General features: G+C 45.0%; 15 protein-coding genes. 12 read left to right on the forward strand and 3 right to left on the reverse strand.

The window, feature by feature from the left end; all coding sequences use genetic code 11:
* Window positions 1–97: 97 nt before the first annotated feature.
* The 5 genes from GJ688_RS18450 (at window position 98) to GJ688_RS18470 (ending at window position 3418) form a co-directional block, all read left to right on the forward strand.
* Window positions 98–253: a hypothetical protein gene (locus tag GJ688_RS18450; RefSeq protein ID WP_155477986.1), complete on the forward strand. Its 156-nt coding sequence runs from the start codon at window positions 98–100 to the stop codon at window positions 251–253.
* A gap of 82 nt (window positions 254–335) precedes the next feature.
* Window positions 336–701 (forward strand): 4Fe-4S cluster-binding domain-containing protein, encoded by a 366-nt coding sequence (locus tag GJ688_RS18455; protein WP_235911102.1) that lies wholly within the window; start codon window positions 336–338, stop codon window positions 699–701.
* Window positions 698–2476, forward strand: a complete 1779-nt coding sequence (gene nrdD, locus GJ688_RS18460) for an anaerobic ribonucleoside-triphosphate reductase (RefSeq protein WP_155477987.1) — start codon at window positions 698–700, stop codon at window positions 2474–2476. The genes GJ688_RS18455 and nrdD overlap by 4 nt, the downstream gene beginning before the upstream one ends.
* A 23-nt stretch (window positions 2477–2499) precedes the next feature.
* The gene (locus GJ688_RS18465) at window positions 2500–2697 is read left to right on the forward strand and encodes a hypothetical protein (protein ID WP_155477988.1); all 198 of its coding nucleotides are present in this window, start codon (window positions 2500–2502) and stop codon (window positions 2695–2697) included.
* Between the two features lie 10 nt (window positions 2698–2707).
* Entirely contained in the window at window positions 2708–3418 is a 711-nt protein-coding gene (locus GJ688_RS18470; protein WP_170292149.1) for a hypothetical protein, read from the forward strand.
* Between the two features lie 65 nt (window positions 3419–3483).
* Here GJ688_RS18470 and GJ688_RS18475 read toward each other — a convergent pair whose 3' ends face one another.
* Window positions 3484–4656, reverse strand: coding sequence for an IS1634 family transposase (locus tag GJ688_RS18475; protein WP_328597401.1), 1173 nt, complete (start codon window positions 4654–4656; stop codon window positions 3484–3486).
* A gap of 15 nt (window positions 4657–4671) precedes the next feature.
* Window positions 4672–5163, reverse strand: a complete 492-nt coding sequence (locus GJ688_RS18480; protein WP_155477991.1) for a DUF4277 domain-containing protein — start codon at window positions 5161–5163, stop codon at window positions 4672–4674.
* A 123-nt stretch (window positions 5164–5286) separates the two neighbouring features.
* Here GJ688_RS18480 and GJ688_RS18485 point away from each other — a divergent pair, with 123 nt between their 5' ends.
* A complete protein-coding gene (locus GJ688_RS18485; protein WP_155477992.1) occupies window positions 5287–5535 on the forward strand; it encodes a hypothetical protein in 249 nt (82 codons plus the stop codon).
* On the opposite strand, the gene GJ688_RS18490 is transcribed toward GJ688_RS18485, so the two are convergent.
* Window positions 5530–5913, reverse strand: a complete 384-nt coding sequence (locus tag GJ688_RS18490) for an STAS domain-containing protein (RefSeq protein WP_155477993.1) — start codon at window positions 5911–5913, stop codon at window positions 5530–5532. The two genes, GJ688_RS18485 and GJ688_RS18490, sit on opposite strands and share 6 nt — an antisense overlap.
* Before the next feature lie 159 nt (window positions 5914–6072).
* Here GJ688_RS18490 and GJ688_RS18495 point away from each other — a divergent pair, with 159 nt between their 5' ends.
* The 6 genes from GJ688_RS18495 to GJ688_RS18520 all read left to right on the forward strand — a co-directional run bounded on the left by GJ688_RS18495 (window position 6073) and on the right by GJ688_RS18520 (window position 11131).
* Complete coding sequence (locus tag GJ688_RS18495; protein ID WP_155477994.1) at window positions 6073–6366, forward strand: DNA methyltransferase; 294 nt, start codon at window positions 6073–6075, stop codon at window positions 6364–6366.
* Window positions 6367–6372: 6 nt separating this feature from the next.
* Complete coding sequence (locus GJ688_RS18500) at window positions 6373–7224, forward strand: site-specific DNA-methyltransferase (protein WP_155477995.1); 852 nt, start codon at window positions 6373–6375, stop codon at window positions 7222–7224.
* Window positions 7225–7438: 214 nt separating this feature from the next.
* Entirely contained in the window at window positions 7439–7927 is a 489-nt protein-coding gene (locus GJ688_RS18505) for a deoxynucleotide monophosphate kinase family protein (protein WP_155477996.1), read from the forward strand.
* A 39-nt stretch (window positions 7928–7966) separates the two neighbouring features.
* Window positions 7967–8281: a sigma factor-like helix-turn-helix DNA-binding protein gene (locus GJ688_RS18510; RefSeq protein ID WP_235911103.1), complete on the forward strand. Its 315-nt coding sequence runs from the start codon at window positions 7967–7969 to the stop codon at window positions 8279–8281.
* A 2-nt stretch (window positions 8282–8283) separates the two neighbouring features.
* A complete protein-coding gene (locus GJ688_RS18515; RefSeq protein WP_207708843.1) occupies window positions 8284–8649 on the forward strand; it encodes a hypothetical protein in 366 nt (121 codons plus the stop codon).
* A 175-nt stretch (window positions 8650–8824) separates the two neighbouring features.
* Window positions 8825–11131, forward strand: a complete 2307-nt coding sequence (locus tag GJ688_RS18520; RefSeq protein WP_155477998.1) for a PAS domain-containing hybrid sensor histidine kinase/response regulator — start codon at window positions 8825–8827, stop codon at window positions 11129–11131.
* Window positions 11132–11399 lie beyond the last annotated feature (268 nt).

Here is an 11399-nt window from a genome sequence, read left to right on the forward strand (position 1 = left end):
AAATTGGAAATTCGGTGGCTCACTTTTTTCGTGATCACTTCCCCTAAAAGTGGATCACTTTTAGAGTATCAAATACAAACGAACCATGCGGTTCTCTATGGCGGCATATCGAAAAGAGATCGCCGATATCCAAGCAACCATTAAAGAGCACAACATTGATGAAGTAATTGACTTTGAGTTCTGGGTGTGGGTGGACAGGCAGGGATTTCGTAAATGGAAGGTCACTGTGGACAGCGTAACGGAGGTGGCGTGATGGCCACAGTTCGGATTGCTGGATTCAACGACCTGAATACATCCGATGCCAACGGTATCGCCTTCAGCATCTTTTTTCAAGGATGCCGACGGGTCTTGGCTGCCACAATCCCGAACTGCAGTCTTTTGACGGTGGGGAAGAGACTGATACCGACGAGATTATCCAACGAATCCGAGCCAACCAACGATTCTATGACGCGGTGGTTTTTGTGGGCGGAGAGCCGATGGACCAGCCCGATGCGTTGAAGACGTTGTTGTCAGCTGTCAAATCCATCGGATTGAGTACCTGGCTATACACTGGTCACAATATCTTCTCGATTTCCGAGGACATTATTGACCTATGCGACGTCATCATTACCGGGGAATACCGTCAGGAATTACACACTGGCGGATTCCCGGCCAGTCCCAATCAAATCATTGTGGAACAACGGAAGGAGAATGTGGCTTGAAGATATCCCTCACTTTTGAACCGGGTTTCGATACGCTCTATCAGAAGTTCGCAAAGGATCCTATTGGACTGAGGATGTTGGAACTAGAGGGAATCAGCCCGAACAAGGTCGACGTAGGGCAGATGTCTCATGATTACTTCACTAAACGGTTGGCCGATGCCAGCGTCGATCAGAACGCTAACTCCAATGAGGAACTGTCTGCCAACAACTATCAGGCGGAGGTCACCAAAGGCATCTTGAAATTGGAAGGGTACTATCTGCTGTGGCGGTACAGCAAAAAACGCTTCGGCCTTCACCGGGCTAATAAACTGATATCGGCCATATGGCGGGGCGAGTTGTATTTCCATGATAGCTCTGGGCAAGGAATTCAGATTCCATACTGCTTTGCCTTTTCCACGGCGAACTTGATGGTTGAAGGAGGGCCTTATGGACAACTGCGAAGTCTACCGCCAAAAAGATCGGACAGCTTCATGGCTCAAGTGACCGAAGTCGTGATGGACTTAAGTCAGGAGTTTGCAGGTGCGGTGGCTCCCGGGGATCGTATCGTCAACCTTGCGTGGTATCTAAAACAGGAAGGGCGCAATCCGGAAAAGAAAGAGGATAGGGATTATATCGTAAACCTCTGGAAGAAGTTTGTTCACGTGGCAAACAACAAGTTTAGAACGAGTGGGCAGTCACCGTTCTCTAACGTTTCTATCTTTGACCATGAAAACCTTAAGAAACTGTTCTCCGAATATCGCTACCCCGATGGCTCGGAAGTCGATGTGGAGTACATTATACAAATCCAGATAATCATCGCAGAGTTCTTTGCTAACGGCGATCCGGCCACCGGCCTGCCATACCGCTTTCCGGTCATGACGGCTAACTTGTGTGTGGATGGGAACCGGCAGCCGCTAGACGAAGACTTCCTCGAATTTATCAGTCGGATTAACGTCAAACTTGGCGTGCTGAATATCTACGCCAATGAAGGCTCCAAGATTGCAATTTGCTACAGGTACGTCAATGATCGGGAACGGCGAGCGCAGATGGCTAAGGATTTGCTGTTGGTTCACCGGGAAGAGATTCTGCGCCGACGGGTTGAGAAGGGATTCCTAAAATTCTTTAATCCGCTTGGTTGGTTTTCACTAGAAATGCTGTTTTCCACTATCGGGATTCACGGCCAATATGAGATGTGCGAGTTTATGGGAATGCCGATGGAGAGTGAAGAAGGGCAATCGTTCACTGAGAAAGTGCTAAAGAAAACGGAGGAATATGCTGTAGCTTTTAGTCAAGAAACGGGTTACTCCTTCAACACCGAGGAAATCCCGGCGGAGAGCACAGCGGTGACATTGGCGAAAAAGGACCGACTGTTGTATCAGAAGCTACAGCCCTTTGAATTGTACTCAAACCAGTATGTTCCACTAATCGCCCTGATGGGAACCACCGATCGAATTCACTTGACTGGTCGTTTCATGAAGCATGTCAGCGGTGGCGGCATCCTCCACCTGAATGTTCAAGTAAGGATTACCGACCCTCTTATAATGAAGAAACTCATCTTGATTTCCTTAGCAGAGGGAGTTGAACACTTCGCCATCAATTATGGATTCGGGGTTTGCACCAGTGGTCATACATCCATAGTGGGGACCGGTAAGAACTGTCCAATCTGTGGTGAGGCGATTGTTGACTATATGACTAGGGTGATTGGTTATTTCACAAAGGTGTCCTCATGGGGCGATGTTCGGAAGAATTACGAGTATTCGGAGCGGAAATTCAATGAACTACAACAAGCAGGATAAGCGAATTTAGGAGGCAGTTGAAAATGGCTACAGATTTTGCGACTTTGTTTGCTCTGCGAGATGAGTTTTTATTTGCTGAAGAACTTCTTCGAAGCAAGATATTTAACGACAAGCCCGATTCAAACGCTTTGGTAAAGGCGGCTGTGCTGGCATGGGTTGCCGAAAGAATTCAATACGCGATTGACGCTAACCGCGAATCAATTCGGGAAGAAAGTGAGTGAAGCAGAAAAAGTGAGTCGGTTTAATATTGATCGCAATCCAATTTGTTGGAATGAGCGTATCCACTTGGAACCGGAACGACTTAACGACATTTGTAACCTAGAGTATTTCATCAACGAAAACTTCGTTAAACAGGGATTCACGCCGATCCAGCATGGCCGAGTGAGCGCATTACGAGCCACCGACGATGGTAGAAAATCCAGTGCCTTCGCATCGGCCCTTTACCTCGGCAAGTATGACGATATGGGCAATACCAACCGCTTCCTGAACGGTATGGTCAAAGCCGGTCATTCCTATGAGCCTATCCGTGGTGAGACGGTAACTTTCCTTTATATAGGTGTGAGCAAGACGGCCTACGGTCACCTAATCACCTACACCATCCGCAATCGCCGGATTGCAGGAGGATTCCGTGCGAACAAGCCGTGGGGATTTGTGGTTCCTTATGAATCAAAAGACCCTTGGCTATACCACCGGATGATGGGGGAACAGTTGTCCCGCTGTGAACAGCTTCGAAAAGAGCACCCCGAAGAATCACTTCAAGCCATCCGCTCTTTGTATCCTGTCGGTGTGATGATGCCACCGTTCATGTTGGATTTTTCCGAGGAGGCCCTGGTGAAGAACGTGTTTAAGCAGCGCATCTGGGAACGGGGTGCTCAAGGGGAAACCCGCGATATCGTTAATTCGATGTTTGGAGCTGTCAGTACCCATCTTCAACACCCCTAAAGTGCTCCGCCCAGTAATTAAATTTAAATAATATGCAGTTACATCTTTAAACTAATCAAAGTTGGCTATTCCAGCGGGACTGTCGTGTAAATATCCAAGTCAAATCCGGCAATTTTAAGAGCTCTTTTCAACTCGTCAGTTTGAAATCGTTTTGGGAGGGCTCTTTGAATCGCCTGATTTGGCAGTACACTGTTCATGACAACAATATCAGAGAACAGTTGAAGGAATGCTGCTGCCGTAGGCGCTTTCGTTAATCGATTTCCATGAAGCCGGATGGGTTTGGTTTCTTTGGCTAAGGATTTCCGGATTCTCCGTTCCAACAGGCAATAGACTAGCAGACCGATGAGGAAGATATATCCTAAGGCCATCACTCGATTCGGATTCTTAAGCCAAATTTGATCGACCACAGTGGGGTCTTTCAACCATCGGAATCTTGCTTCGACGGTGTGCTGCTCTTTATATTTGCGGAGAATGTCCATTGCAGGAAGTTTCTCCGTATCCATTTCATTGGTCATCAGAATAAACACTTCTTCCATACGAAGTGCTGCATCGATTTTCTTTGTGTTCAATGCACCGATGGCACAATCCACTTGCCATAGCGTCTCGTATTGGGGCACGTAACTGACCGGTCGACGCCCTTTCCCTTGGCGAGGCTTCTCTCTCTGAACAGAAAAAACGGTTCCGCTTAGTTCATGAAAACAGGATTCCCGTGCGTTGAGGAATGATTGAAGCTCTTGCTCCGCATCGGATTGACAAGCAAAGGTTTTCTTACGCAAACTTGTACAGTCTTTCTCTAATGCGGCTTTTTCTTTGATCACTTTACGGTCTATGGTGTTCTTTTTTTGCTGCGTCAATGAGCTAGAATGAACCACGATGAACCGGTACGTTCGGTCGTAAAGCTGACCTGTCCGTTCTTGAATTTGGTACACGGCGGCATCGGCTTTATCCGATAGCTTGCCCACCATGGTCCATTGCTCACGAGATTGAGCTTCTTCTTTTAATTCAGAGGCCAGTTTATATGTGGACGGAAGGCGAGAAATAAAGGGGATTTGTTCCTTCGCCAAAACCTCTAGGTTTTTCGATGAAACCAAGGCGGAATCGGCCACATACAGCAGTCCTCGTCCAATGTGAGGAACAAGTAACTGGGCCAGTTCTTCAATGGTTTCCCGGTTCCATGTTCGGTCGGACAGATTGCCGTCCATCACTCTTCCGGCAATTGGTACTCCCTTCGCTACGATTAACCCATAAAGAAGCTACTTCAGATCGGGGCGGTAATCTTTGCTATGACCATAGGTGATCTGAAGTTCGCCATCACGGTCATATTGGCCATAGACCGATTGGGAGGTGGTATCGGAGTGAAGCTGCCGCAAGTCAATGTGATGACTGACAATGGCGGATGTAGAAATCGCTTCATAAACCAGCTTAGGATTCGCGTCAAATAGGCGATCCAAGAGGGTACCAAAGTGACGATCATTTAAGGCGGATAATGGAACTCGACCAGGGCCAAAAAGTAAATCTAAATCACGATTTTCATAGAAATCGCGAACACGATAGAGTGGAGCTCGATCAACGAGGAGATTGACAATTAAGGTAACCAACAAATCGCCGGGTGTCACTGACCACTGATCGCGATCCCAACGAACCATATCATTGACGATATCTGCAATTCCGATTTCCCGGCAGTAAGCGGCAATTAGTGGGGCTGCGCCCGCAGATAGAATATCTACATCTTCCATTGTAGCCATCTCAAATTCCTCCCTGTAGCTTTTAGTACAGGGGGATATTCGACAAAAAATGCTACAACCTTTTAAATGGATCTAGATTCCAGATTTGAATAAAAAATAAGATTTTTTATTCAAATAGGGGTGTTGAAACCGGGACTTGACCCCGGGAAATGGGAGACATTGCAGGAATACCACGGTCCTCATATTGAGGGCCATAACCGAGCGATGCGGAAGTTACGGGAACAGCGACCAACCCTGCGGCAACTAGTGGCTAAAAACAACAACGCCCAGGCCGATGTAATGGACCTGGACGTGTATGAGTTGCTGATGGATACCGTGGGGAAGCTGCCGACAACGATGTGGGATAGAAAAGAATGCGTTTCAAATTTATAAACCCAATATAGTATCTAATTTTACAATCCTTAGTATTTCTATTATAAATGGTGAGGCGTTTATTATTCTAAAATCAAGACCCTGTGCTTTGGCCTCCTTATAAAATATGAAGAAAAATGAAATCCCAGATGAATCAATAAAACCAACGTTAGAAAGATCGAAGATTAATACCTTTTTCCCGGGTAACATTGATAACAAATGTATATATGTGTATTTGCATAGATTTTGAACAGTAACTATATTTATATCAATGTTTGGAATAATCGTAAGTGAGTCTTTATCTAATATAATCTTAAAGTTTGATGCAGAACAAAGAAAAGATGGACCTTCAGATTTCGGACAAGTAGCGACGAGTTCATCATGAGTTAAATGGTGCATAATAATGGCCCCCTACAAATAACTAACATTTTGCTAGTGTATATATAAATTATAACATGAGATATCACGAACGATCACTAAGTTCTCGCAAGTTTCTAATAAATCAGGGGGTTATCCGTTAATAAGAAATGAACCATGTATTGGAGGGAGGAATTGTAGTTGCAATCTATCAATAAGGTATTGCAAGGAGATCGTCTGGACCTCTTAAAGAAATTACCGAATCATAGCGTAGATGCCTGTGTTACTGACCCACCGTACGGTCTCTCCAAAGAACCGAATTTCCGTGAAGTTTTCTCAAAGTGGATGGCCGGTGAAGACTATATCCACAGAAACAAAGGATTCATGGGTAAGTCCTGGGACTCATTCGTCCCGGGACCCGCCATCTGGCGAGAGGTCTATCGTGTATTGAAACCTGGTGGCCACATCTTGTGCTTCTCTGGAACACGAACGTAAGACCTCATGACTGTTGCCCTTCGGATGTCTGGGTTTGAAATCCGAGATGTAATCGAATGGCTGTACACCAGTGGCTTTCCGAAAAGCATGGACGTGAGTAAAGCCTTCGATAAACGGGCCGGGGTGGAACGGCATATCATCGGTGAACGGGAAGTACCCGATAAACGCAACGGCCACGGCAGAGCGTATGGCTCGTCACTGTTCGCTGGGGAGCAGACAGGGAAGATCTTTCACTACATTACCGAACCAGCAACCGATCTCGCTAAGAAATGGGACGGATGGGGTACATCGATCAAGCCCGCACATGAGCCGGTAATTATGGCGAGAAAGCCCATGGAGGGCAATACTTGCGGTAATGTTGAACAGTACGGCACGGGTGCAATCAACATCCGAGACTGCCGAGTCCCTTCAGACCAAACAGAGGAAGGCCGATTCCCGGCTAACTGTGTAACCACAGATGATGACGAGTGGTACAGCCCATTCTTCAACATCACGCCAAAAGAAATCTCCAAGAAGTCCAGTAAAAAAGACCGCAACAGCGACTGGCAGGGTAACGTCATTGACCTCGAAGAACGGCGCACCTATCCCGGCACAGGCCGTGGTGTAATTAACAGCAAGTACACCATGGACGGCCGTGAGCGTAAGCCAGTGAAAAGCCGAAACCATCACCCTACTGTAAAACCGGTCGACCTAATAGCATGGCTGATTAAACTGATGACTCCGCCGGGAGGCATCGTCCTCGACCCATTTGGAGGAAGCGGCAGCACGGCGGTTGCAGCCAGAAAGAATGGTTTCGACTTCATCCTAATAGAACGCGAAGAGGACTATGCCGAAGTGGCAAGAGCGAGGGCGTGCTGATGGCAAAAGTGATTGATTACCGCAAGGCTCTGATGTTGGCAGAAGGGGAGGCTCGGTTGTTCATCACCTTTATGAATAATGTAGTCGCACAGTGAGAGAAGCACTATTTTTCACAACAAGACATCGAGTATTATCAACGGTTGGCGAAAAGACTTAACCTTCTCAAACAATGGGAAGCCATCGATAAACAACAATCTGAAAGGAAGATTGCATAATGAAAATCGCTTTAACAGGGAAGATGCGTTCCGGTAAGGATACCGCTGCCGATTATTTGGTGGATCATTACGGGTTCAGGAAGTTCGCCTTTGGTGACGCTATTCGCAACCTCTGTAAAGAACTGTTCCCCCAATCCGACGAAGACAATAAACCCCGTGCTCTTTATCAAGGTGTCGGACAGGCATTGAGAGACGTTGATCCCGACGTTTGGGTGAACTATGTTTTACGCCAAATCGAAAGAGAAACTGGCCCGATTGATGATATCGTCATCACCGTCCTTCGCCAGTGGAATGAATATTTCTCCCTGTTGGAAGCTGGTTTTTATGTGGTAAAAATCAATTCCTCAGCAGCCACACGGATTCAGCGTATGAAGCGATTGGGCGAGCAGATTGATGCGGACTTCGAGATTACTAACGAGGGTACTCTGAAAAAACTGTACTGCTTAATTGACAATGCTTTACTTCATATTCAAGAGGAGGCGGCCTAACTGGGGAAAGTCATTGATTTCTCCGCAAAGGAACGGCGATTGGATGAGGCATATCCATTAGATAGCGAACGGGGAATCTACGCTTTACTCATTCAACTTCACCATGTGCGTGAATCCCGGTTCCTCCGTGGTGACTATGACGCTAGTTTGTTATTGCTGGACTTAGCACAATCCATTACAGAAGCTAACTTGACACATCGGCAAAAGCAGGCGTTGAAGCTGGTGTTCATCCACGACTTCATTCAAAAGGACGCAGCCCACTGGATGAACATTTCTCAACAGGCGGTCAGCGACCACGTTCGATCGGCCATTAAGCGAATATCAGAGGTCAATGAAGAGAAAGAGGTGGCGTGATGGTGTTTGCAGCAGAGGTCAATTATAAAGAGTCTTTCGCAAAAGCGGTGGACCACCTGTCTACTCAAGATATGCCGGTACAATGGCGGATTAAGGCTGTGGATGATCTGATTGAGGTATATGTAAAACAGGTGGGGGAGGTACCGGACGGCGATCAGCTAGAACGAATGACCAATTATATTCTCCGGGATTCAAAGAACCAGCCCGATAAGGTCAGCAAGACGGAGTACCCGGTCTTCAGTGAATGGCAGCAGAAACATCGCTCCCGACGGGAAGTTCCAGTGGAGTATGTCGGTGGGTTACCTGTTGAAGCCAAAAGAGTGGGAATTCGGTTGAAGCATCGTAAGAAACAAAAGAGGATCGCTTAACGGCGGTCCTCGAATCTTAGGATTGTTACGTTTCCCTTTTAGATAATAAACAGGAATTATACAGACGCTGTCGAAGTGAAATTAATATCAAGACAAGATAAAAAAATTGCTTTCAAACTCAAATTAATGCGAAGAAGTACTCAATGTACAAGTCGTTGGGGGAAGGTGTCGCGTTGTGAACGAGAATTTTTATAAATCAGTAATTAAAAACTCTCCTATGGGGTACATCTATTGTAAACACATCAATAAGGTAGGAACTCCTTTTGAATTTGAATTTCTGGAAGTTAACGGGGCTTTTGAAAAAATTAGTGGAGTTAGATCACAAGATATCATCGGAAAAAGAATTTCAGAGCTATTATCGGAGAACCAAGATGGGGATTTTAACTGGAGCGCTATTTTAGCCGAAATTGCTTCGACCGACGGTTGTAACGAGTTCGAACATTACTCTCCACCACTAAAGAAATGGTATCTTGGAAAAGTATTTTCGCCTGAACCCAACTTTTTTATTGCAATGTTTACCGAGATATCTGCGGGTATAAATGATTTAACAGAGATGAATCGATTTTTCGCCATCAACTTAGACTTGCTATGTATTGCCGACGTGGATGGAAACTTTCTTAAAGTCAATAAATCTTGGGAAACAACTTTAGGATACCCGATTGAAGAATTGGAGAAAAGAAAATTTCTAGAGTTCGTCCATCCAGATGACTTGGATGCCACCCTATCTACAATGAAACAGTTAAGTGAACAAAAGCAGGTCTTAAACTTTGTTAATCGCTATCGGAGTAAAGATGGTTCTTATCGATATATTGAATGGCGTTCGCAACCTTTTGGCAAGTTAATATATGCAGCTGCGAGAGATATTACTGACCGTAGGCGTGTGGAAAAAGCACTCGTTGAAGCGAAAGAACAAGCTGAATCAGCAAATATTGCAAAAAGTCAGTTTTTGGCTAATATGTCTCATGAAATCCGTACACCTCTAAACGCGATTATCGGTTTCCTAGATCTAATGAAAGAGACAGGGTTACAAAAAGAACAATTAGAATATATGAAGTATATAAATTCTGCTTCCGAAAGCCTGCTCAGCGTAATCAACAACATATTAAATATATCAAAGATTGAGTTGGGTGTATTGGAGTTGGATGAGGTTGACTTTAACCTTCGATCAGTAATAGAGTCAGTTGTTCTTCCCTTTGGTGTTCAAGCAGATAAAGAAGGGCTAGCTCTTAATCTTTTTGTCCAGTTAGATATTCCACAGACGGTTCACGGCGATCCATCGCGATTAAAACAAGTGTTGACCAACTTAATAAACAATGCCATTAAGTTCACTGAAATAGGCGAAATCTTCGTGGATGCAAGCCTTTATAGGCAAATAGACAATTCTATGGAAATACAGTTTAAAGTGGTCGATACAGGGATTGGCATTTCTCCTGAAATATTAAATAAACTCTTCCATCCTTTCACCCAAGGTGATGCTTCATCGACTCGAAAATATGGCGGAACTGGCTTAGGTCTTTCAATATGTAAGAACATTGTTGAAAAGATGGGTGGCTCCATCGACGTGGAAAGTAAAGAAGGATTAGGAAGCACTTTCCGCTTTATCATACCATTTCAAAAAGCAAAGAACGAGCAAGTGCAATTTTTACGCGATTACTCTATTTTAAGCGGTAAGAGGATTTTGGTTATAGATGATACGTCATCAAACAGAAAAATAGCTAAGAGCTATCTGGAAGAAGCAGGTTGTATGGTTCACGAAGCAGAAAGTGCTACTATGGCTATCAGTATGCTAATCAGTCAAAATAGCTCCGTAGGGAAATACCACGCAGTGGTGGCTGATAATCACATGCCCGAAATGGATGGATACGCCCTTGCAACAGCACTAAAAGCAATTCCAACCACTCGAAATATTCCACTTATTTTGCTTACATCGATCGTAGGTATCGGTGAAGCCAAGAAAGCCAAGTCGAATGGGTTTTCTGGTTATCTGTCTAAGCCGTATAAGCGCAGTGAACTCTTGGAGTGTTTATCCATCATTGTTGGTGGCGGTGAAAATGGGATAGAAACGCAAGATGTCTTTGTCACCCGTTATACAGCACGAGAAGCGAAATATGCCAAGACACCGAAGATACTGTTGGCAGAAGACGACAAAAACAATCGAGAATATTTTGCGAAGCTCCTAGAATCTAGAGCGTTGAGATGCGACATAGCCGAAAACGGCTTTGATGCTGTGAAAGCTTGTGTAGAACATGATTATGATATTGTCTTCATGGATTGCCAAATGCCGAAGATGGACGGATATGAAGCTACAAGGAGAATTAGGGCCTATGAACGGGAAAAAGGTAAGAATTCACCTATTGTTGCCATTACGGCTTATGCTTTGGAAGGCGATTCTGAAAAATGTAGACTTGCAGGAATGGACGACTACCTAAGCAAGCCTGTTAAGATCAATCAAGTGATGGAGATGATAGATAAGTACTGTTGATAGTGGGTTCTTCTTAGCACTTTTATAATACTTAGTCACTCTGGCCCCGTCGCTTGCTAATCGGCGGGGTTTTCCATCCGATAAAACTGCCTCCTTATTATCCGGTCCATCATGCACTAGACCGAGATGAGATATGAAGCAAAATGCTTGTCGTTGATTCGACGGTAGAATCATTGCGGAATTAAATTTTTTAACTCAACTTTCGCACACCGAAAAACCCAGTCGAGCCTTGAATTGACAGGGTAAATCAGCAATAAAGTTATCGAAG

The organism is Heliobacterium mobile, assembly GCF_009720735.1.
Classification (GTDB): domain Bacteria; phylum Bacillota; class Desulfitobacteriia; order Heliobacteriales; family Heliobacteriaceae; genus Heliobacterium; species Heliobacterium mobile.